20 protein-coding genes are annotated in these 20,419 nt (G+C 56.3%); 18 read left to right on the forward strand and 2 right to left on the reverse strand.

The features are described from left to right. Positions 1-213 precede the first annotated feature (213 nt). The 10 genes from ccmA to G5315_RS10575 all read left to right on the forward strand — a co-directional run bounded on the left by ccmA (position 214) and on the right by G5315_RS10575 (position 8,265). Complete coding sequence (gene ccmA, locus G5315_RS10530) at positions 214-849, forward strand: cytochrome c biogenesis heme-transporting ATPase CcmA (protein ID WP_216951798.1); 636 nt, start codon at positions 214-216, stop codon at positions 847-849. Between the two features lie 5 nt (positions 850-854). After that, positions 855-1,523 carry a heme exporter protein CcmB gene (gene ccmB / locus G5315_RS10535; RefSeq protein ID WP_216951797.1) on the forward strand — a complete coding sequence of 223 codons (669 nt, stop codon included), beginning with the start codon at positions 855-857 and terminating at the stop codon, positions 1,521-1,523. A gap of 171 nt (positions 1,524-1,694) precedes the next feature. Continuing rightward, a complete protein-coding gene (locus G5315_RS10540) occupies positions 1,695-2,435 on the forward strand; it encodes a heme ABC transporter permease (RefSeq protein ID WP_421332996.1) in 741 nt (246 codons plus the stop codon). Between the two features lie 2 nt (positions 2,436-2,437). After that, the gene (gene ccmD / locus G5315_RS10545) at positions 2,438-2,644 is read left to right on the forward strand and encodes a heme exporter protein CcmD (RefSeq protein ID WP_421332997.1); all 207 of its coding nucleotides are present in this window, start codon (positions 2,438-2,440) and stop codon (positions 2,642-2,644) included. Beyond that, on the forward strand, positions 2,641-3,132 hold the full coding sequence (gene ccmE, locus G5315_RS10550) for a cytochrome c maturation protein CcmE (RefSeq protein WP_005344003.1): 492 nt from the start codon (positions 2,641-2,643) through the stop codon (positions 3,130-3,132). Before ccmD ends, ccmE begins: the two co-directional genes overlap by 4 nt. Then, complete coding sequence (locus G5315_RS10555; protein WP_421332998.1) at positions 3,129-5,084, forward strand: heme lyase CcmF/NrfE family subunit; 1,956 nt, start codon at positions 3,129-3,131, stop codon at positions 5,082-5,084. The genes ccmE and G5315_RS10555 overlap by 4 nt, the downstream gene beginning before the upstream one ends. Beyond that, positions 5,081-5,611, forward strand: a complete 531-nt coding sequence (locus G5315_RS10560; protein ID WP_108541339.1) for a DsbE family thiol:disulfide interchange protein — start codon at positions 5,081-5,083, stop codon at positions 5,609-5,611. Before G5315_RS10555 ends, G5315_RS10560 begins: the two co-directional genes overlap by 4 nt. Before the next feature lie 11 nt (positions 5,612-5,622). Then, the gene (locus G5315_RS10565; protein WP_017788562.1) at positions 5,623-6,102 is read left to right on the forward strand and encodes a cytochrome c-type biogenesis protein; all 480 of its coding nucleotides are present in this window, start codon (positions 5,623-5,625) and stop codon (positions 6,100-6,102) included. Next, positions 6,099-7,367, forward strand: a complete 1,269-nt coding sequence (gene ccmI / locus G5315_RS10570) for a c-type cytochrome biogenesis protein CcmI (protein ID WP_421332999.1) — start codon at positions 6,099-6,101, stop codon at positions 7,365-7,367. Before G5315_RS10565 ends, ccmI begins: the two co-directional genes overlap by 4 nt. 85 nt (positions 7,368-7,452) lie before the next feature. Then, entirely contained in the window at positions 7,453-8,265 is an 813-nt protein-coding gene (locus tag G5315_RS10575) for an MlaA family lipoprotein (protein WP_021229893.1), read from the forward strand. Between the two features lie 112 nt (positions 8,266-8,377). Here the strand turns inward: G5315_RS10575 and sodB are convergent, their stop codons facing one another. After that, a complete protein-coding gene (gene sodB, locus G5315_RS10580; RefSeq protein WP_005334664.1) occupies positions 8,378-8,962 on the reverse strand; it encodes a superoxide dismutase [Fe] in 585 nt (194 codons plus the stop codon). A 288-nt stretch (positions 8,963-9,250) separates the two neighbouring features. Here sodB and G5315_RS10585 point away from each other — a divergent pair, with 288 nt between their 5' ends. The 6 genes from G5315_RS10585 to G5315_RS10610 all read left to right on the forward strand — a co-directional run bounded on the left by G5315_RS10585 (position 9,251) and on the right by G5315_RS10610 (position 16,510). Then, positions 9,251-9,595 carry a Grx4 family monothiol glutaredoxin gene (locus G5315_RS10585; RefSeq protein ID WP_005353650.1) on the forward strand — a complete coding sequence of 115 codons (345 nt, stop codon included), beginning with the start codon at positions 9,251-9,253 and terminating at the stop codon, positions 9,593-9,595. A 359-nt stretch (positions 9,596-9,954) separates the two neighbouring features. Then, positions 9,955-10,959, forward strand: coding sequence for a bifunctional threonine ammonia-lyase/L-serine ammonia-lyase TdcB (tdcB, locus tag G5315_RS10590; RefSeq protein ID WP_227341074.1), 1,005 nt, complete (start codon positions 9,955-9,957; stop codon positions 10,957-10,959). An 11-nt stretch (positions 10,960-10,970) separates the two neighbouring features. Beyond that, entirely contained in the window at positions 10,971-12,302 is a 1,332-nt protein-coding gene (tdcC, locus tag G5315_RS10595) for a threonine/serine transporter TdcC (protein ID WP_227341073.1), read from the forward strand. A 201-nt stretch (positions 12,303-12,503) separates the two neighbouring features. Then, entirely contained in the window at positions 12,504-13,712 is a 1,209-nt protein-coding gene (tdcD, locus tag G5315_RS10600; protein WP_421333000.1) for a propionate kinase, read from the forward strand. Positions 13,713-13,756: 44 nt separating this feature from the next. Beyond that, positions 13,757-16,051 (forward strand): formate C-acetyltransferase, encoded by a 2,295-nt coding sequence (pflB, locus tag G5315_RS10605; RefSeq protein ID WP_227341071.1) that lies wholly within the window; start codon positions 13,757-13,759, stop codon positions 16,049-16,051. A 69-nt stretch (positions 16,052-16,120) separates the two neighbouring features. Then, on the forward strand, positions 16,121-16,510 hold the full coding sequence (locus G5315_RS10610) for a RidA family protein (protein WP_227341070.1): 390 nt from the start codon (positions 16,121-16,123) through the stop codon (positions 16,508-16,510). 106 nt (positions 16,511-16,616) lie between these two features. On the opposite strand, the gene G5315_RS10615 is transcribed toward G5315_RS10610, so the two are convergent. Beyond that, entirely contained in the window at positions 16,617-17,828 is a 1,212-nt protein-coding gene (locus G5315_RS10615) for an RsmB/NOP family class I SAM-dependent RNA methyltransferase (protein ID WP_064340937.1), read from the reverse strand. A gap of 222 nt (positions 17,829-18,050) precedes the next feature. Between G5315_RS10615 and G5315_RS10620 the strand changes: the two genes are divergently transcribed. Further along, positions 18,051-20,057: a reprolysin-like metallopeptidase gene (locus tag G5315_RS10620; RefSeq protein ID WP_421333001.1), complete on the forward strand. Its 2,007-nt coding sequence runs from the start codon at positions 18,051-18,053 to the stop codon at positions 20,055-20,057. Continuing rightward, positions 20,054-20,383 carry a hypothetical protein gene (locus G5315_RS10625; RefSeq protein ID WP_421333002.1) on the forward strand — a complete coding sequence of 110 codons (330 nt, stop codon included), beginning with the start codon at positions 20,054-20,056 and terminating at the stop codon, positions 20,381-20,383. Before G5315_RS10620 ends, G5315_RS10625 begins: the two co-directional genes overlap by 4 nt. Positions 20,384-20,419: the final 36 nt, after the last annotated feature.

Here is a 20,419-nt window from a genome sequence, read left to right on the forward strand (position 1 = left end):
ATCGAGAAGAATAGTTATTTGCTAATACTGGTTTGTTATGAGGTTTCCAGTTTGATCTATTTGGATGCCTTTGATTGTCATCATTTTCCACGCCTATTTTTCCTTGTGCGCGATCTTCTCCACAAAAACAGTGGATGAAGGGCATCTTGGAAAAGACGTATTCCAATACTGTGTTAAGATGCAAGCCGCTTCATTTTCTCTGAAAAAATCTCCATGCTGCTTCAAGTTAACAATCTGAGCTGCGTGCGTGAAGATCGCACTCTGTTTGAACATCTCTCCTTTGCGGTAGTTCCCGGTGATCTGGTGCAAATTGAAGGTCCCAACGGGGTTGGCAAGACCAGCCTGCTGCGTCTGCTGACTGGCCTGTCTCAGCCGTTTTCCGGTGAAGTGTGCTGGAATGGTGAAAATATTCGCCATTGCCGTGATGAGTACCATGCCAATCTGCTCTATCTCGGTCATCAGCCCGGGGTCAAAGCTGCCTTGACTCCGCTCGAAAATCTCGCCTTTTATCAGAAGCTGCATCATGTATCCCGGCAGACAGTGGATTTGTGGCAGGTGCTTGCCCAGGTTGGGTTGGCCGGTTTTGAAGAGAACCCGACCGGACAGCTCTCGGCAGGTCAACAGCGTCGGGTGGCTCTGGCCAGGCTCTGGCTCAGTGACAAACCGGCTCTCTGGATCCTGGATGAGCCTTTTACCGCCATTGATAAGCAGGGGGTCAAGGTGCTGGAGAGGTTGTTTCTGGCTCATGCCGAGCGGGGGGGGATGGTGATCCTCACCACTCATCAGGATATGACGCTGATGCAGGGTCGACTGAAAACACTCTCGCTTACGCCCTTGCTGCAGGAGTAGTTTCGATGTTGCGTGCCGTCATGTATTTGATCCACCGCGAGTTATTGATGGCCCTGCGCCAGCGTGCAGATATTCTTAACCCGCTCTGGTTTTTCCTTATTGTCATCACCCTGTTCCCACTCGGTATCGGCCCTGAGCCCAAGTTGTTGGCTCGCATTGCTCCCGGCATCATCTGGGTGGCAGCCTTGCTGGCGGCCATGCTGTCGCTGGAGCGACTGTTTCGCGACGACTTTGGCGACGGTTCGTTGGAGCAGATCATGTTGATGCCCCATTCACTCGGGTTGCTGGCGCTGGCCAAAGTGATTGCTCACTGGTTACTGACTGGATTGCCGCTGCTGCTGATTTCGCCCTTGCTGGCAATTTTGCTATCGCTGGATATGAACAGTTATCTGGCGGTAGTCGCCACTCTGGCACTCGGCACACCGGTGCTGAGCCTGCTCGGTGCAGTCGGGGTTGCCCTGACGGTCGGGTTGCGCAAGGGCGGAGTGCTGCTCAGTCTGCTTATCCTGCCGCTCTATATTCCGGTACTGATTTTTGCCACCTCTGCAATTGATGCGGCGGGGATGGGCTTGCCCTATGGCGGACAGCTTGCCATTCTGGCCGCCATGCTGGTTGGTGCCCTGACGCTGACGCCGTTGGCCGTTTCGGCCGCATTGAGGGTCAGTCTTAACTGATGATCTATTGGTAGAACGCAACATGGTTTCGCATGGGGCATTCTTTTCCAGAAATAAAGTTGCGATGGATCAAGCGGATTGCCGCTTATTGCTTTCGAGGTATTTGATGTTACCCCGAGGTCAGTATGTTAGGCCTCGCCAAACAATTAATAACAAAAAGGTTTGTGAGTTATGTGGAAATGGTTGCACCCTTACGCTAAACCCGAACGGGCCTATCGGCTGGCTGGGACCCTGTTGCCCTGGTTTGCTGTGATAAGTCTGCTATCGTTCATCATCGGCACTGTCTGGGGACTGGCTTTTGCACCCGCCGATTATCAGCAGGGTGACTCCTTCCGGATCATCTATATCCATGTTCCTTCCGCCATTCTTTCGATGGGGGCCTACTCCACCATGGCAGTTGCCGCCTTTATCGGGCTGGTATGGCAACTGCGGATGGCGGACATGACGGTGGCGGCTATCGCACCTGTCGGCGCTGTGTTCACTTTTATTGCACTGTTTACCGGTGCCGCCTGGGGCAAGCCCATGTGGGGAACCTGGTGGGTGTGGGATGCACGGCTCACCTCTGAGCTGATCCTGCTGTTTCTCTATCTCGGCGTGATTGCCCTCTACAACGCCTTCAGTGACAAGGTGGTTGCTGGCCGTGCTGCCGGCATTCTGGCACTGGTGGGGGTGATCAACCTCCCCATCATTCACTACTCGGTGGAGTGGTGGAACACCTTGCACCAGGGGGCCACTATCACCAAGTTTGACAAACCCTCCATCTCTCCCGAGATGCTTTGGCCACTGCTCATCATGATCCTGGCGTTTGTTACCTTTCTCGGGGCCCTTACCCTGATGCGTTTTCGAAACGAGCTCTTGATGCGGGAGTGGCATCGTCCCTGGGTTCAAGAGATTGCCGAACAGGAGAAGTAAGCATGCACTTTGCCTCATTCAGTCACTTTTTGGCGATGGGCGGTTACGCCTTCTACGTCTGGCTCTCCTTCGGTCTGACCCTGCTCTGTCTGGTCGGTATCATCATTTCTACCCGCATGAAAACCCGTCGTCTGTTTAATGAGTTACGCAGCAAGCAGGCACGCGAGAGCCGTCGCAAGGCGGCCCGGCAGATGGAGAACACCCTATGAACCCGAGACGCAAAAAACGCCTCACCATCATTCTGGCCATCACCCTGGGCCTCGCCACCGTGAGCGGCCTGGTGCTTTACGCCCTCAGTCAGAATATCGACCTCTTCTATACCCCGAGCGAGCTGGTGGAAGGGAAGGGGCCGGACAAGATCAAACCGGAAGAGGGGCAGCGCCTGCGCATTGGTGGTCTGGTGGTCCCCGGCACTGTCAAGCGCGATCCGAACAGTCTCAAGGTTAGCTTCAACCTGATCGACAATGGTGGTCATCAGGTGATGGTGCAATTTGATGGCATCCTGCCGGATCTGTTCCGCGAGGGGCAGGGGATTGTGGCGCAAGGAACTCTCAAGGATGCCACCACGGTCGAAGCGTTCGAGGTACTGGCCAAACACGATGAAAACTACATGCCGCCAGAAGTGGCCGATGCCACCAGTGGCATGCACTTCAAACCGGAATACACCGATGCGCAGTTGAAGGGGAATAAGCCATGATCCCGGAATTAGGACAGTTTGCGCTGATCCTGGCCTTTGCCACCTCCCTGTTGCTGGGTAGCTATCCGCTGCTTGGCGCAAGTCGGGGGCGTCTTGGCATGATGTCGGCGGCTCGTCCGCTCGCCTATGCCCAGTTTTTGTTGCTGCTGCTGTCGTTTCTCTGCCTGACCTGGGCCTTTATCGATAACGACTTTACCGTGCAGTATGTGGCCACTAACTCCAACAGCCTGCTGCCGCTCGCCTATCGTATCTCGGCGGTGTGGGGGGCCCACGAAGGTTCCCTGCTGCTGTGGGTACTGACCCTGGGTGGCTGGACTGCGGCGGTAGCCATGTTCAGCCGCCGTCTGCCGCTCGATGCGGTGGCGCGGGTGCTCGGCGTGTTGGGGCTGATCTCGGTCGGTTTCACCGCGTTCGTGCTGTTCACCTCTGATCCCTTCACCCGCACCTTGCCCTATTTTCCGGTCGATGGCCGTGACCTCAATCCGCTGCTGCAGGATCCGGGTCTGATCTTCCATCCGCCGATGCTCTACATGGGTTATGTAGGATTCTCGGTGGCATTTGCCTTCGCCATAGCCTCATTGATGACCGGTCGTCTTGATGCAACCTGGGCCCGCTGGTCGCGCCCCTGGACCATGGCGGCCTGGGTATTCCTGACCCTCGGCATAGTGCTGGGCTCCTGGTGGGCCTACTACGAGCTCGGTTGGGGCGGCTGGTGGTTCTGGGATCCGGTAGAAAATGCCTCCTTCATGCCCTGGTTGGCGGGTACCGCTCTGCTGCATTCGCTGGCGGTGAGCGAGAAGCGCGCCACCTTCAAGGCGTGGACCGTGCTGCTGGCCCTTTCGGCCTTCTCGCTGAGCCTGCTCGGTACCTTCCTGGTGCGCTCCGGCGTGCTGGTGTCGGTGCATGCGTTTGCCTCCGACCCGACCCGCGGCCTGTTTATTCTCGGCTTCCTGCTGGCGGTGATCGGTTCATCCTTGCTGCTGTTTGCCTTTAAAGGTTCGCAGGTGAAAAGCCACGGCAAGCATGAGCTGTGGAGTCGCGAAACCCTGCTGCTTTGCAACAACATCATGCTGGTGGCTGGCCTGCTGACCGTGCTGCTCGGCACCTTGCTGCCGCTGGTGCACAAGGAGCTGGGGCTGGGGAGCATCTCTATCGGTACTCCCTTCTTCAACCACATCTACAGCTGGTTGATCATCCCGTTTGCCCTGCTGCTGGGGGTTGGCCCGCTGTTTCGCTGGCGTCGTCAGGAGCTGGGGGAACTCAAAAGCAAGGTGGTCGTGGCACTGGTGCTGAGTCTGGCCGCAGCCTTGCTGTTGCCGCTGCTCTTTGCCGAAACATTCAAGCCGTGGGCAGCGGTAGGGATTGGTCTGGGGGCCTGGATCATCGTCACCAGCGTGCAGGAGACCTGGGCGCGAGCGACCCACAAGCACAGCTTTGCAGTCGGTGTGCGCAAGCTTGGCAACAGCCACTGGGCCATGATCCTCGGCCACGTGGGGCTGGCAGTCAGCATCATTGGTATCGCTTGCACCCAGAACTACAGCATCGAGAAGGATCTGCGAATGCAGGCGGGTGATCGGGTGCACTTTGCCGATTACGAGTTCGTCTTTGCCGGGATCAAGGAGAAGAACGGCCCCAACTACGATGGCTTCAAGGGCGTGCTGGAAGTGCACCGCAATGGCAAGCAGGTCGCCCTGCTCAAGCCCGAGAAGCGGATGTACAAGGTGAGCCGGATGCCGATGACCGAAGCGGCCATCGATGCCGGTATCACCCGCGATCTATATGCGGCGCTGGGGGAACAGCTCGACAACGGAGCCTGGGCGGTGCGGATCTACTACAAGCCGTTCGTGCGCTGGATCTGGTTCGGCGGCGTCTTTATGGCCATTGGTGGCGTGCTGGCGATGCTGGACAAGCGTTACCGTTTCGGCCGTCGTGAGGAGGAGGCCAAGGCATGAACAAAAAGACCTGGTTGTTTTTAATCCCCTTTATCGTCTTTTTGCTGGGGGCGGTGTTCCTGTTCAAGGGACTTTACTCCGATCCGACCAAACTCGAATCTGTGATGGTGGGCAAAGAGGTGCCGGTGTTCACCCTGCAGGACATTTACGATCTAGGCAAACAGCACGATCGCACCATCCTGACCGGTCGCCCCATGTTGCTCAACGTCTGGGCCACCTGGTGCCCGACCTGCTATGGCGAGCACACCTACCTCAAACAGCTGGCGGGGCAGGGTATTCCCATCATCGGCATGAACTACAAGGATGAGCGCGACAAGGCGATCAAATGGCTGGCAGAGCTGGGCAACCCCTATCAGGTCAACCTCTATGATCCGGACGGCATGCTGGGGCTGGACCTCGGGGTATATGGCGCGCCGGAGACCTTCTTTATCGACAGCAAGGGGATCATCCGGTATCGCCACGTGGGGGATATCAACCCCGAGAACTGGGCGTCGACCCTCAAACCCATCTTTGATGCCATGAAGTGAGGGGAGTCTTGATGAGAGTATTTATTGCTTCCCTGCTGCTGTTGCTGGGATGGGTGGTGCAAGCGCCGGCCATGGCCGCTATCGATGTCTACACCTTCGACAACGACAATCAGGAGCAGGTCTTTCGCGAACTGACCAAGGAGCTGCGTTGCCCCAAGTGTCAGAACCAGGATATCGCCGACTCCAATGCGGGGCTGGCCAAGGATTTGCGCGACAAGACCTACCAGATGGTGCGCGAGGGTAAGGATAAAGAGGAGATCGTGGATTACATGGTGGCCCGCTACGGCAACTTTATCCTCTATAACCCGCCCCTGATGGCCTCCACCCTGATCCTCTGGCTCGGCCCGCTGCTGGTGATCCTGATCGGTGGCGCCGTGGTCGTGATGCGCAGCCGCCGACCCCCTGCGGTGAAAAAACAACTGGATAACGCCTTGAGCGAGGAGGAGCAGCGCCGACTGGCCGAGCTGCTCAAAGAGGAAGAGAAACAATGACCGCTTTTTGGATAGTTATTGCAGGCTTGCTGGTGCTGGTGAGTCTGGCGCTCGTCGTGCCGCTGTGGCGTGGTGAAGGCAAACAGAGCATCAGTCGCTCGGCGCTCAACAAACAGCTCTATCGCCAGCGGCTGCTGGAGATTGGCGAAGAGCGCGAGCAGGGTGTCCTGGCTGAGGAGTCCGACTCGCTGGTCGAGCTGCAACGAAGTCTCTTGGATGATATCCCTGATGTGGAGCAGACTGCCCGCAGTGGCAAGAGTCTGATCTGGATCCCGGGTGTGCTGGTGCTGTTGGTGGTGAGTCTGGGGCTCTACTACAAGTTGGGCTCCTGGCAAGAGGTGAGTCGCTGGCAAGATGCCAGCAGCCGTCTTGGCGAGCTGAGCAACCGCATTCTGGTGGAACGCGATGCCCAGGTGACCGAGCAGGATCTGCTGGATTTCACGCTGGCACTGCGTACCCGCCTCAAGGATGAACCGAATGACTACCGCGGCTGGCTGCTGCTGGGGCGCTTGGCGCTGGATGGCAATGATCCCGAGATGGCCAGCGAGGCGCTGGAGCGGGCCTATACGCTTGCCCCCCAGAAATCGCTGGTGGCGGTGCCCTATGCCCAAGCGCTGATGATGACGGGGGAGGAGGTGCAGGCCGATGCACTGCTGCGTGCAGCCATCGCGCAGGAGCCTGATAATATCGAGGCGCGCTCCGTCTATGCCTTTATGGCGCTGCAGAAAGAGGACTTCCAGACCGCGCTGTCTCGCTGGCAGGCGATGTTGCCCTTGATGGAAAAAGGCTCTCCCCGTTATGTGATGGTCGAGCGCTCCATGGAGTATGCCCGCACGCAGCTCAAGCAGCGTGGCATAGAGGTGACGAATTCAGGCGCAGCCAAAACGGGAACAGAGCAGGTAAAGCAGTCTGACGTTAATGAGGGAGAGTTCCCCATCCACATCACGCTGGCTGCGGGCATCCAGATGCCGGAAGATGCTCACCTCTTCGTCTTTGCCGTGGTGCCCAACGGACCACCCATGCCCATCGCGGTGAAACGTATCGCTGGGCCAACCCTGCCTGTCACCCTTTCACTGGGGGATGGTGACGCCATGATGGAGGGCAGCAAGCTGGAAGCGTATCCAGAACTGCAGTTCAAGGCGCGTCTCTCGCGTGGTGGCAATGTGATGAACAAGGAAGGAGCCTTCGAAGGGGTATCCGTGCCGGTCAAGACGGCCGAGATCCCTGCTGCTCCGATTGACATCCGCATCGATCACGCCCTCTAATATGCCTTTGGATAACCCGGCTCCTGGATAGGGGCCGGGTTATCTATACTTCTGATAAATCAAAATAAAACGTCAGGACAATCATATGTATCTTCGTTCAGGGGCCATACTGGCAGCCCTCTTGCTGGCTGGCTGTGCCGGTGGTCCACCCAAGCCTGGCCCAGAGAGTCTGGATCTCAATCCCGGCATGAATAATCCGGGCGCAACCAGTACGGCGGCCGATCCGCGCGATCCCTTCCAGGGGGCCAACCGGGCCATGTGGGCGGTCAACTATGATGTGCTGGAGCCCTATGTAGCACGTCCTGTGGTACATGCTTACGCTCGCTATATTCCGGTGGGGGTGAAGGATGGCATTGCCAACTTTGTTGCCAACTTTGATGAGCCAAGCAGCATGGTGAACCATCTGATCACCGGTGATTTGAAGGGGGCAGGGACCAACCTGGGGCGCTTTACCCTCAACACCACCGTCGGTCTGTTGGGTATCTTCGATGTGGCCAAACATGCCGGCCTCGAGCGCAACAAGCTGGAGATGGACACAGTGCTGGGCAGGGCCGATATCGGTAATGGTGCCTACATCATGGTGCCTGTTTACGGTCCGACCACCACTCGGGAGCTGGTTGGTGACACCATTGACACCATCTACTTCCCCTATGCCTTGCTGACTATCCCGTTAAGGGTTACTCATTGGGTTCTGGATGGCTTGGGCAATCGCGCCAAGCTGATCGATCAGGAGCGGATCATCGACAACTCCCTCGACCCCTATGCGCTAACCAAGGACTTCTACCTGCAATATAACCAGGGCAAGGTGACGGGCAAGCAGACCGAGCTGAAAGCGTCTCAGCAAGAGCAGGCCGACGATGCCAATCTGGATGAATACATGGACGAGCTGGACCAGTAAACTGGCTATCTCGATATGTAAAAGGCGCCTGCGGGCGCCTCTTTCATTTACGCAGCCATCTAGATATAAAAAAACGCCCCGCAGTGCGGGGCGTTTTGGCAAGCGAGGCTGATTAGGCAGCCAAGTTCTTGGCCACGAATTCCCAGTTAACCAGAGCCCAGAAGGTTTCCATGTACTTCGGACGCAGGTTGCGGAAGTCGATGTAGTAGGCGTGCTCCCACAGGTCAACGGTCAGCAGCGGGGTGGTACCGGCTTCAGTCAGCGGGCAGCCAGCGTTGGAGGTGTTGACGATAGCCAGAGAGCCGTCAGCTTTTTTCACCAGCCAAGTCCAGCTGGAACCGAAGTTGCCGATGGCTGATTTGGTGAAGGCATCTTTGAACTCGGCGAAGGAGCCGAATGCCTTGTTGATAGCATCAGCCAGGGCGCCAGTCGGCTCGCCACCGCCATTCGGGGAGAGGCAGTGCCAGTAGAAGGTGTGGTTCCAGATCTGGGCGGCGTTGTTGAAGATGCCGCCGTTGGAGGTCTTGATGATCTCTTCCAGAGACTTGCCTTCAAACTCGGTACCCGGCACCAGATTGTTCAGGTTGACCACGTAGGTGTTGTGGTGCTTGCCGTGGTGATATTCCAGAGTTTCCTGGGAGATGTGCGGTTCCAGAGCGTTGATTGCATAGGGCAGAGCGGGAAGTTCGAATGCCATTTTCTACTCTCCATTGGCTGGACCGTGCGAAGGCGACGGTTGCAAGACATTGCGTACTCTTTTCTATATGTGAAAAGAGTTGTTTTTAAAATGATGGGGCTGGGTAGCCCAAAGCCAAGGGATTGTAGCAGTATCAAAGATGGCCTAACAACTCTTGATTGGCGCCATGATCGCGATCAATCCTGTGTGGGTTCTTTGCACAATTCGAGCCGGGTCACCCCTTTGTCAGTTTGTGCTCGGGCAAGATTGCAGTAGAATGGCCGCCGAAATCGCTCTAGTGAGGCACCTATGGAAACTATTGAAAAGATTAAGCAGCAGCTGGCTGACAACCCCATCATCATCTACATGAAGGGCTCCCCCAAGCTACCCAGCTGTGGCTTCTCTGCCCAGGCCTCCCAGGCTCTGATGTCCTGCGGCGAGCCGTTTGCCTACGTTGATATCCTGCAGAATCCGGATATCCGCGCCGAATTGCCAAAATTCGCCAACTGGCCGACCTTCCCGCAACTGTGGGTTGAAGGTGAGCTGATCGGTGGCTGTGACATCATGATCGAGATGTTCCAGGCTGGCGAGTTGCAGGCTCTGATCAAAGAGACTGCTGCCAAGTACAAGAAAGATGATGCAGCAGCCGAGTAATCGGTCCTGTGTTGTCGATAGGGAGCCACATCGGCTCCTTTTTTATTATCCCGGTTCTGGCAGGCAAGCAACTGATTGTCGGTTGCAAAAAGCAACGCGTTCGCCCTGAAAAATCTAATCTCTGCCGCTTTGTTTTGGAGTTGTTAACCATATTGATTTCCCAATCTGCGATTACTTTTTTTAATCATTTTGGATTCAAGTGTTGCTGCCATCACATTTTTTGATAATTTCACCGTAACGCAGTCTCTTTGTAGATTTTTTTGTGTTTATGCTCACATTAATTGCAAGTGATAGAACCTAGTATCGCTTCGCCCAGTGAAATAAAACCCTACAAATTAATAAATAAAAAGAGATTTGCGATGAAGATGTATAGCAATCTGCCCATTGGTCTTCATGATATTACCGAAGCCCAAAAAAGACTGACCAACCATATATACAAGACCGCGCAATTACCCTCTAACTACATCAGCGAACGTTGCCATGGCGAGGTTTACCTCAAGCTTGAAAACATGCAACGTACAGGCTCTTTTAAAATTCGCGGTGCCTTCAACAAACTCAGTTCATTAAGTCTGGAGGATCGTCAAAAAGGTGTTGTCGCCTGCTCTGCCGGTAATCACGCGCAGGGGGTATCTTTGTCCAGTGCCATGCTGGGAATTGATGCCAAGGTGGTCATGCCTTGCTGCGCACCCAAATCAAAAATTGCTGCAACCAGCGATTATTCGGCAGAAGTTATTCTGCATGGCAATAGTTTCAATGACACCATTGCCAAAGTCAGCGAAATCGTGGAGATGGAAGGCCGCGTATTTATCCCCCCCTTTGACGATGCAAAAGTGATTGCCGGCCAGGGAACCATCGGCCTGGAAATTATCGAAGATTTGTATGATGTCGATAACATCATAGTGCCGATTGGCGGTGGTGGTCTGATTGCCGGTGTCGCCATGGCCATCAAATCCATCAACCCGACTATCCGGGTGATTGGCGTGCAGTCGGAGAATGTCCACGGCATGGCGGCTTCATACTACGCAGGCACCATTACCAATCACAGAACCAGCAGTACGCTGGCCGATGGCTGTGACGTGGCAAGACCCGGCACCCTGACCTTCGAAATCGTCAAACAATTGGTGGATGATATTGTACTGGTCACCGAGGATGATATTCGTCACAGCATGGTTGACCTTATTCAGCGCAACAAGGTGATTACCGAAGGGGCGGGAGCTCTGGCCTCGGCAGCGCTGCTGAGCGGCAAACTCAAACATTATGTCGAAGGCAAAAAAACCGTCAGCATTATTTCTGGTGGCAATATTGACCTGACCCGGATCACCGAAATTATCGAACAGAACAATATTCGTCAATTTAGCCTGTAAGGAATGCAGTCATGATATTAGACAGTGTTATCACCGGCAGTAAAGAGAATACACGTGCATGGCGTAAATCGGATACCACATGGGGATTAGGTCTGTTTGGTACAGCGATCGGTGCAGGTGTTCTATTTTTCCCTATTCGGGCCGGATATGGTGGCCTGATACCTATATTAATCATGTTGGTGCTGGCTTACCCTATTGCATTTTATTGCCACAGGGCGTTGGCCAGATTATGTCTTTCTGGCAGCAATCCATCGGCAAATATTACCGAGACCGTTGAAGAACATTTTGGCAAAATGGGTGGGGTAGTGATTACCTTCCTCTATTTCTTTGCCATCTGCCCACTGCTGTGGATATATGGTGTGACGATCACCAATACCTTTATGGCATTCTGGGAGCATCAACTGCAAATGGCGCCGCTTAATCGGGGTGTTGTCGCCCTTGGGCTGCTGCTATTGATGGCATTTGTGATCTATTTTGGTAAGGATCTGATGGTTCGCGTAATGAGCTATCTGGTATTTCCTTTCATCGCCAGCCTGGTGGTCATCTCTCTCTCCCTCGTTCCGTACTGGAATAGTGCCGTCTTTGATCAGGTCAACCTTAGCGAGATATCCATGTTCGGTCACGATGGTATTCTGGTCACCGTCTGGCTGGGGATCTCCATCATGGTTTTCTCCTTCAACTTCTCGCCGATTGTCTCCTCTTTCATCGTCTCCAAGCGGGAAGAGTATGAGCAGGAGTTCGGTCGTGATTTTACCGAGAAGCGCTGCTCGAAGATTATCTCCGGTGCCAGCATGCTGATGGTGGCCGTGGTGATGTTCTTTGCCTTCAGCTGCCTGTTTACCCTGTCGCCGCAAAATATGGCGGAAGCCAAGGCCCAGAATATTCCGGTGCTCTCCTATCTGGCCAACCACTTCTCCTCGATGACGGGCAGCAAGTCTGCGTTTGCCACCACTCTGGAGTATGCGGCGTCCATTATCGCGCTGGTTGCTATCTTCAAATCCTTCTTCGGCCACTATCTGGGGACGCTGGAAGGGTTGAACGGCCTTATCCTCCGCTTTGGCTACCAGGGCGACAAGAGCAAGGTTTCCAGTAAAAAACTCAATATGGTCAGTATGTTGTTCATCATGGGCTCCACCTGGCTGGTCGCTTATGTGAACCCCAACATCCTCGACCTGATTGAGGCAATGGGGGCGCCGATCATCGCTTCCCTGCTCTGTCTGCTGCCGATGTATGCCGTCAACAAGACACCGGCACTGGCAAAATATAAAGGTCAGGCCAGCAACCTGTTTGTCACCATCATAGGTGTGCTGACCATCCTGAATATTGTTTCCAAGCTGTTCTGAAAACCTTTTCTGCAAGTCATCAGCCATTCAGATCCCCTTGGCGGGGTCTGCATGGCGTAGTCAGAAGCGCGCAATAACCGGTTCTTGGTTGGCCCAATTATTTGGGCCGAGGGCAAGGCTATCCGTTATTTGGCCACTAAACACAGTGGTAAATATGTTCTGACAGCAGTGACTCGACAGCATAAATATCGAGGCGATGTAATGAAGTTTGATTCGTTGGTTCTGGTTATCAATTGCGGCTCTTCGTCGGTCAAATTCTCGGTACTGGATAGTAAAACCTGCGAGGTGGTGATATCCGGTATGGCGGATGGTATTGAGACGGCCCATCCCCAATTGCAAGTGGGTAAAGAGCCCGCAATGTCATTAGCTGAAAATAACCACACCTGTGCATTGGCTGCCATCGCGGCGGAATTGAAAAAACGGGATCTGCTGGATGCCATTGCACTGGTGGGTCATCGAATTGCTCATGGTGGCAGTGAATTTAGCGAAGCCGTGATCATTGATGAACATGTATTGGCCAAAATAAAGCAGGTGTCACCCTTGGCTCCCCTGCACAATCACGCCAATTTGAGTGGTGTGATGGCGGCTCGTCAGCTATTTCCCACACAACCCCAAATTGCGGTATTTGATACCGGTTTTCACCAGACCCTGAAGCCGGAAGCCTATATCTATGGGCTGCCTTACCAATATCTGCAGGATTATGGCGTGCGCCGCTATGGCTTCCATGGCACCTCCCATCGCTATGTCGCCGAGCAGGCGGTCTCCTTCCTTGGGTTGAATGGCCACGATGCCGGTCTGGTCATTGCTCATCTGGGTAATGGCGCCTCTGTTTGCGCAGTACAGGATGGCAAGAGCGTCGATACCTCGATGGGGATGACGCCGCTGGAGGGGCTGATCATGGGCAGCCGCAGCGGCGATATCGATTTTGGCGCGCTGGCCTATATCGCCAGCAAGACCGGACAATCCATCGAGGATATCGAGCGGGTATTGAACAAGCAGTCCGGCCTGCTGGGTATTTCGGGGCTCTCCTCCGATATGCGGGTATTGGAAGCGGCCTATCACGGAGGACATCCCGGGGCAAAATTGGCCATTCACGCTTTTGTCCATCGTATTGCCCGCCATATCGGCGGCCATGCAACCTCATTGCGCCGGCTGGATGCCGTTATTTTCAGCGGCGGTATTGGCGAGAACTCGGCATTTATAAGAAAGCTGGTATGCGAGCGGCTTCAGGTATTTGGCGTAGCGATCAGCGAGCCGTTTAACCAGCGTCCCAATAGCGAGGGTTGCCGGGTGATTTCGGCGGCAGAGTCCATGGTGCTGGCGGCGGTTATTCCCACCAATGAAGAGAAAATGATCGCACTGGATGCCATTCGTCTGGGGCAGCTGGTTCGTCAGGCCGAGTGCGTCTGACATCTTCCACTGTAGTGTCATGAGTAGTGAATGAGGTTTATTTGATGAAAGTTGATATGCAATTGGATCAGGATAAATTCCGTCAGGCATGGCAAGGGTTTGCCGGTGAAAACTGGAAGCACGAGATCAACGTCCGTGATTTTATCCAGCAGAACTACACCCCCTATGAAGGTGACGAGCAGTTTTTAGCGGATGCCACAGAAGCGACCACCACTTTGTGGAACAAGGTGATGGAGGGGATCTGCATTGAGAATGCCACCCACGCACCGGTCGATTTTGATACCAATATTGCCACCACAATCACCGCCCATGGGCCGGGTTATATCGAGCAGGGGCTGGAAAAAATCGTTGGCCTGCAAACCGACAAGCCCCTTAAAAGAGCTCTGCACCCGTTTGGCGGAGTAAATATGATCCGCAGCTCGTTTGAAGCGTATGGCCGGGAGATGGATCCCGATTTTGAATATACCTTCAGCGAATTGCGTAAAACCCACAATCAGGGGGTGTTCGACGTCTACTCTCCCGAGATGTTGCGCTGCCGAAAATCAGGGGTATTGACCGGTTTGCCGGATGGTTACGGCCGTGGTCGCATTATCGGAGATTATCGTCGGGTGGCGCTCTATGGCATAGATTATCTAATCCGTGAACGGGAGCTGCAGTTTGCCGATCTGCAACCGGCTCTCGAGCGGGGAGAGCAGCTGGAGCAGGTGATCCGCCAGCGCGAGGAGCTGGCCGAGCACAAGCGGGCACTGGTGCAGATCAAGCAGATGGCGGCCAGCTATGGCTTTGACATCTCCGGGCCGGCACGCACTGCCCAGCAGGCGGTGCAGTGGCTCTACTTTGCTTATCTGGCGGCGGTGAAGTCGCAAAATGGTGGGGCCATGTCCCTCGGTCGTACCGCTACCTTCCTCGACATCTATATCGAGCGGGATCTGAAGGCGGGGCTTATCAACGAGCAGGATGCCCAGGAGCTGGTCGATCACTTCATCATGAAGATCCGCATGGTGCGCTTCCTGCGTACTCCCGAGTTTGACTCCCTCTTCTCCGGCGATCCCATCTGGGCCACCGAGGTGATCGGCGGCATGGGGCTGGATGGTCGCACCCTGGTGACCAGGAACTCCTTCCGCTACCTCCACACCCTCAAGACCATGGGGCCGGCGCCCGAGCCCAACCTCACCATCCTCTGGGCGGAAGGATTGCCGCGGGCCTTCAAGACCTATGCCGCCCGCGTCTCCATCGATACCTCATCCCTGCAGTATGAGAACGATGACCTGATGCGCACCGACTTCGAGAGCGATGACTACGCCATCGCCTGCTGCGTGAGCCCCATGGTGATCGGCAAGCAGATGCAGTTCTTCGGTGCACGCGCCAACCTGGCCAAGACCCTGCTCTATTGCATCAACGGCGGCGTGGACGAGAAGCTGAAGATCCAGGTTGGTCCGAAAGTGGCGCCCATCATGGACGAGGTGCTGGATTACGAGACCGTCATGGCCAGCCTCGACAGCTTTATGGATTGGCTGGCGGTGCAGTACATCAGCGCGTTGAACCTGATCCACTACATGCACGACAAGTACAGCTATGAGGCCTCGCTGATGGCGCTGCACGATCGCGACGTCTATCGCACCATGGCCTGCGGCATTGCCGGTCTGTCGGTGGCGGTCGATTCGCTGGCGGCCATCAAGTACGCCCGGGTCAAGCCGGTGCGCGATGCTGACGGGCTGGCGGTCGATTTCGTGATTGAGGGGGAGTATCCCCAGTACGGCAACAACGACGAGCGGGCCGACTCCATTGCCTGCGATCTGGTCGAGCGCTTCATGAAGAAGATCCAGGCGCTGCCGACCTACCGCAATGCGGTACCGACCCAGTCGATCCTGACCATCACCTCCAACGTGGTCTATGGCCAGAAGACCGGCAACACCCCGGATGGCCGCCGCGCCGGTGCCCCGTTTGCCCCGGGGGCCAACCCGATGCACGGTCGGGATCGCAAGGGGGCGGTTGCTTCGCTCGCCTCGGTGGCCAAGCTGCCGTTCAAATACGCCAAGGACGGGATCTCCTACACCTTCTCCATCGTGCCGGGGGCGCTCGGCAAGGAACCCGCCAATCGCGAGAACAATCTGGTGGGGCTGATGGATGGCTACTTCCATCACGAGCGGGATGTGGAAGGGGGGCAGCACCTCAACGTCAACGTGATGAACCGCGAGATGCTGCTGGATGCCATCGACAATCCGGACAAGTACCCCAGCCTGACCATCCGGGTCTCCGGCTATGCGGTGCGCTTCAACGCCCTGACCCGCGAGCAGCAGCAGGACGTCATCTCCAGAACTTTCACCAACATGATGTAACTCTCATGCCCGGGGTGAGCAGGCTTGCTCCGGGCCTACTTTTTGTTTGTCAGCACGAGGAAGTAACAGATGCGACAGGTTATCACAACCAAAGCGGCGCCGGGCGCCATCGGCCCCTATGTGCAGGCCACCCGGATTGGCAACATCCTCTACACCTCCGGTCAGATCCCGCTGGACCCGGTGAGCGGCGACGTTGCGGAGGGGATCGAAGCGCAGACCCTGCGCTCCCTGCAAAACGTACAGGCGATTGTCGAGGCGGCAGGCGGCGAGGTGCGAAACATCTTCAAGACCACGGTGTTTGTCTCGGATCTGAACGACTTTGCTGCGGTCAACCGGGTCTACAACGACTTCTTCACCGAGCACGATGCCATGTATCCGGCTCGCTCCTGCGTAGAAGTGGCTCGGTTACCGAAGGATGTGAAGATCGAGATAGAGGCGATTGCTGCGCTGGAGTCCTGACGCGGCGATCCTTATCAATAAAAAGAGCGGCAGCTCGAGGGCTGCCGCTCTTTTTTCATCGAACCCGCCGTGCGCGATAAGGGCGCAAGGAGCAGGTCATTCTGGATCAGGCGATCCGTTCGATACGAGCCATGTAGAAGCCGTCGAAGCCGGTCTCGGACGGGCTCACGGTGTGATCGTCACGCAGACGGAAGTTTTCGTTGGCGGCGAGGAACTTGTCCACCTGCTGGCGGTTCTCCTCGGGCAGGATGGAGCAGGTTGCATAGACCAGCAGGCCGCCGACTTTCACCATCTGGCTGTAACGCTGCAGGATCTCTTCTTGCAGCGCGACCAGCACCGGCAGACGCTCGGCGGTATCACGCCACTTGGCATCCGGATTGCGCTTGAGTACGCCAAGACCGGAACAGGGCACGTCAAGCAGTACGCGGTCGGCGCTCTCTTTGAGGCGCTTGACGGTCTTGCTGCTGGTGATGACCCGGGTCTCCACGTTGTGGGCACCGGCGCGACGAGCGCGTTGCTTGAGGTTCTCCAGCTTCCACTCTTCCACATCCATTGCCAGCAGACGGCCTTTGCCCTGCATCATGGCGGCGATGTGCAGGGTCTTGCCACCGGCACCTGCGCAGGCGTCGATAACGCGCATGCCTGGGGCAACTTCCAAAGCGGCAGCAACCAGCTGGGAGCCAGCGTCCTGCTGTTCGAAGCAACCATCGGCAAAGGCCTTGGTACGGAACAGGGCTGCGTCAGAGGTGACCTGCAGGGCAGTCTCCACACCTTCAACCGGAATGGTGGTGACATGCTCTTTGGCCAGAATGGCTTGCAGCTCATCACGGGTGCACTTGAGGGTGTTGACCCGCAGGTAGCGCTTGGGCATCCAGGCCAGGGCTGCACGCTCGGCAGGCCAGGCTTCACCCAGTTGCTCGCTGCCCAGTTTCTCCAGCCAGCTCGGGCAACCATCCATCAATACCGGGTTCTTCTTCGCCTCGGTCAGACGGCGGCGGAATGCTTCTTCATTGAAGCGATCCAGGGTCGGGTGGTTGGGCTGGGCAATTTTGTGGAATGCGTGCCAGCTGTGCAGCAGCGGCCAGACATTCTTTTCGGCCTGACGCACCTGAATACCGGTGAGGAAACAATAGAGGCTGAGACGGCGCAGCAGGTCGCCGGTGACCAGGGCAATCCTTGCCTGTTCTTGCGGTTTGAGTTCGATGCCGGAGAAGTGACGGGCATAGGCGCGGTCGAGGGTAAGACCCTGACCGAGCACATCGTCAACAATGGCAACGACCAGATCCCCGAAACGGGGCAACAGTGGGGATTTGAGCATGAGATTAACCTTGGCCAGATAAAGATGAACCGCACCTTTGTGAAGAGGGGCAGTTCTAAAATTGACAAATCCGCGCAATGATAGGGGTTAGACGGGGTTGGCGCAACACTCCCACTCGGGAATGGTGGAAAGGGTTGCTTCAGCTTTGTATTGATGTGGCCGAATAAAAATAAAGTACAGGCCGCAATTCAGGCGATTGCATTAATACAAGGACTAAAAACAATGCATGTGACGAAATACTCTACGGTGGTCTTGCTGATGGCCAGCATGCTGGGCTCAGCCAGCCTGATGGCCAGCGAATGGGGCACGGTTGCCGCCAGAGCAACAGCAGATGAGGGCTATGAGGTGCGGGCCCATCAGTTCCGGGTCGCCAAGGTGCCGCTTGACTATTTTGCCGGACTGCAAGCCGGGGCGAGTGAGCTGACCCTGCCGCTGCCCGATGGGGGGGAGGTCACCTTTGCTCTGGAGGCTTACGACGTGCTGCCCGCAGACCTTGCAGCTAAGTATCCTCAGATCCGTACCTTCAAGGGTCACAACCCGGCACATCCGGTCGATACCGGGCGCTTCGATCTGGGGCCACAGGGTTTCCACGCCATGTTCAGCCATCAGGGCCAGATGGTGTTTGTCGATCCGCTGCGCAATGCCGAAGGGTATGCCGTCTATTACCAGAAGGATGCCCATAGTCGTCTGGAAGAGGATGCCGACAAGGTAATCGGGCCGGGTGTCAGCAAACTGGTGCGCAAAGTGCAGGTTGATGGCAATGTCCGCAAGCGTTACACCATCGCTATCTCGGCAGCCGGTGAGTACACCCGATATCACGGTGGCTCCACGGTGCTGGCCCTGGCGGCCATCACTACCCTGCTCAACCGGGTGAACGAAGTCTATCAGCGCGACGTGGGGGCCGAGTTCGTGCTGGCCAGTGGTAATGACAGTGTGATCTTTAGCGATCCTGCCAGTGATCCCTTTGATAACACCGATGCGGATGCGGATCGCAACGTCGATGTGCAGGCGCAGGCCTTTGCTGATGGGGATTTGGGGGCATTTGATATCGGCCATGTGCTCAACACCGGTGGCGGAGGCTTGGCGGGGTTGGGTGTGTTATGTGTTGATGCCATGCCGTCTTATTACGCCTACGGGGCCAAGTCGTCAGGTATGACGGGTTCGTCAGACCCCGTAGGGGATGCTTTCTTTATCGACTATGTGGCCCATGAGATTGGCCACCAATTCGGTGCCGATCACACCTTTAACGGTACTACGGGCAGTTGTGGTGGGGGCAACCGGGTTGCCGAGCAGGCGTTCGAGCCGGGCAGTGGCAGCTCCATCATGGCCTATGCCGGCATCTGCGGTGAGGAGAATATCCAGCCGCACAGCGACCCCTATTTTCATAGCAAGTCCATCGAGCGGATGCGTGCGCACATGGCGAAAGTATCGACTTGCGGAACCACACTCCCGTTGAGCAATAATGCCCCGCAGGCTGTCGCTGGTAGCGATTATGTGATCCCGGCCAATACGCCATTTGCCCTGAAGGGGACGGGAGCGGACCTGGACGGTGATCCTCTGCTCTACAATTGGGAGCAAATCGACAACAAGGGCAACGAATCGAGCAGCATTGCCACCATGGTTGACGATGGCTCCCGGCCGCTGTTTCGTTTTGTCTCTCCCACGGCATCGCCGGAGCGGATCCTGCCGAGTTTGCCATCCCTGCTCTCCGGCACGCTTGCCAAAGGAGAGGCCTGGCCGACCACCAACCGGGATCTCAATTTCAGACTGACGGTGCGAGATGGTCAGGGTGGCGTTGCCAGCGATGACATGAAGGTGCAGGTGGTCAATACCGGCACAGCATTTCGCATCACCAGCCCACTTTCCGGGGTCACTCTCACGCCGGGGGGCAGTCAGTCCATTGCATGGGATGTGGCGGGCACCACGGTGGCTCCTATCAGTTGCAGCAAGGTGGACATCTCGGTGACCCAGGATGAGGGCGTAAGCTGGACAATGCTCGCCGCCGGACAACCCAATAACGGCGCAGCAACGGTAACGTTGCCTGCCGATCTCACCAGCAGCGTCAGGCTGAAAGTGGCATGCAGCGACAATATCTTCTTTGCCATCAGTCCCCTCAAATTGCCTCTGGTGCAAGGTGGCTCGACTTCAGGTGGCGGCAGTGGGGGCGGGGCGATCGGATTGTGGACGCTCGCTCTGGCGCTGCTCGGCTGGCAACGGAGGCGCATATGAAGGGAGTCCCTCTGTTGCTGCTTGCCATGCTCGGCGGTTGTCAGGCCGATGCCAGCACCCTGGAACAGGAGCTGAGTGCAAACCTCGCCAGGCAGGATTACCGCCTGATAGTGATAGCTGGGCGGGGAGAGTTCGCCCCTGGTATTGCAGCCGAGCAGCAGGCAGAGGCCAAGGGGCGCTGTGGGGTGCGTTATCTTGATGGGCTGGGTGATGTCATCAGGCCCGGCCAGCACGAAACGCATGCCAAACTGAGTGCCTACGCCAGCGAGTTTAACCGGCGCATGGTGATTCATTGCCCGATAGCATCGGGCGCGGATAAGCAGTAATACGCCAACGAACCAATCCAAATGGGGGGATATTCA

The sequence above is a fragment of the Aeromonas sp. 603607 genome, from assembly GCF_049171595.1.
Classification (GTDB): domain Bacteria; phylum Pseudomonadota; class Gammaproteobacteria; order Enterobacterales; family Aeromonadaceae; genus Aeromonas; species Aeromonas veronii.

Coding starts and splice junctions, on each gene's coding strand:
- ccmB (WP_216951797.1), top strand. CDS start 855: ATGTTGCGTGCCGTCATGTATTTGATCCACCGCGAGTTATTGATGGCC.
- G5315_RS10540 (WP_421332996.1), top strand. CDS start 1,695: ATGTGGAAATGGTTGCACCCTTACGCTAAACCCGAACGGGCCTATCGG.
- G5315_RS10560 (WP_108541339.1), top strand. CDS start 5,081: ATGAACAAAAAGACCTGGTTGTTTTTAATCCCCTTTATCGTCTTTTTG.
- tdcB (WP_227341074.1), top strand. CDS start 9,955: ATGAAGATGTATAGCAATCTGCCCATTGGTCTTCATGATATTACCGAA.
- G5315_RS10555 (WP_421332998.1), top strand. CDS start 3,129: ATGATCCCGGAATTAGGACAGTTTGCGCTGATCCTGGCCTTTGCCACC.
- tdcD (WP_421333000.1), top strand. CDS start 12,504: ATGAAGTTTGATTCGTTGGTTCTGGTTATCAATTGCGGCTCTTCGTCG.
- G5315_RS10575 (WP_021229893.1), top strand. CDS start 7,453: ATGTATCTTCGTTCAGGGGCCATACTGGCAGCCCTCTTGCTGGCTGGC.
- G5315_RS10585 (WP_005353650.1), top strand. CDS start 9,251: ATGGAAACTATTGAAAAGATTAAGCAGCAGCTGGCTGACAACCCCATC.
- sodB (WP_005334664.1), bottom strand. CDS start 8,962: ATGGCATTCGAACTTCCCGCTCTGCCCTATGCAATCAACGCTCTGGAA.
- G5315_RS10565 (WP_017788562.1), top strand. CDS start 5,623: ATGAGAGTATTTATTGCTTCCCTGCTGCTGTTGCTGGGATGGGTGGTG.
- G5315_RS10620 (WP_421333001.1), top strand. CDS start 18,051: ATGCATGTGACGAAATACTCTACGGTGGTCTTGCTGATGGCCAGCATG.
- ccmA (WP_216951798.1), top strand. CDS start 214: ATGCTGCTTCAAGTTAACAATCTGAGCTGCGTGCGTGAAGATCGCACT.
- G5315_RS10610 (WP_227341070.1), top strand. CDS start 16,121: ATGCGACAGGTTATCACAACCAAAGCGGCGCCGGGCGCCATCGGCCCC.
- ccmI (WP_421332999.1), top strand. CDS start 6,099: ATGACCGCTTTTTGGATAGTTATTGCAGGCTTGCTGGTGCTGGTGAGT.
- G5315_RS10625 (WP_421333002.1), top strand. CDS start 20,054: ATGAAGGGAGTCCCTCTGTTGCTGCTTGCCATGCTCGGCGGTTGTCAG.
- ccmD (WP_421332997.1), top strand. CDS start 2,438: ATGCACTTTGCCTCATTCAGTCACTTTTTGGCGATGGGCGGTTACGCC.
- pflB (WP_227341071.1), top strand. CDS start 13,757: ATGAAAGTTGATATGCAATTGGATCAGGATAAATTCCGTCAGGCATGG.
- G5315_RS10615 (WP_064340937.1), bottom strand. CDS start 17,828: ATGCTCAAATCCCCACTGTTGCCCCGTTTCGGGGATCTGGTCGTTGCC.
- ccmE (WP_005344003.1), top strand. CDS start 2,641: ATGAACCCGAGACGCAAAAAACGCCTCACCATCATTCTGGCCATCACC.
- tdcC (WP_227341073.1), top strand. CDS start 10,971: ATGATATTAGACAGTGTTATCACCGGCAGTAAAGAGAATACACGTGCA.